This is a genomic window from uncultured Ferrimonas sp. (assembly GCF_947489035.1).
Taxonomy (GTDB): domain Bacteria; phylum Pseudomonadota; class Gammaproteobacteria; order Enterobacterales; family Shewanellaceae; genus Ferrimonas.
Window position 1 is genome coordinate 1 of record NZ_CANLCI010000073.1, and the last position, 532, is coordinate 532.

General features: G+C 52.1%; 1 protein-coding gene. It reads left to right on the plus strand.

The annotated features are described in order from the left end of the window. A partial coding sequence (locus Q0796_RS18125; protein WP_298445892.1) for an IS5 family transposase occupies positions 1-532 on the plus strand: 532 nt, incomplete at both ends.

A 532-nucleotide genomic window follows, 5' to 3' on the forward strand; every position in this document is an offset into this window, starting at 1 on the left:
AGACAGTCAACATCAAGTACCGCAATCGCAGTCGTGGCCCCATTGCGCATGTTGTGGTGGACGCCACAGGGCTGAAAGTATTTGGTGAAGGGGAGTGGAAAATGCGTAAGCACGGCAAGGAAAAGCGCCGTACCTGGCGCAAACTCCATTTGGCAGTGGATGCCGCGACCCACGAGGTAATTGCAGCCGAAGTGAGCGTGGTAAGTGTCGCGGATAACGAAGTGCTACCAACCTTGCTCAACCCACTAAGACGCAAGTTAAAACAACTTTCAGCAGACGGTGCTTACGACACCAAAGCCTGCCATCGACTGTTGCGAAAAAAGGGAACGAAAGCCTCAATCCCACCGCGAGTGAATGCAGGTTTTTGGGAAGATGGTCACCCACGAAACGAAGCAGTTTCCGCGCTGAAAGATGGCAAGCTAAAAGAGTGGAAGGAGGACGTTGGTTATCACCAACGCTCGCTGTCAGAAACGGCGATGTATCGTTATAAGCAGCTGATTAGCCCGGCCTTGAGTTCACGTGATTACAATGC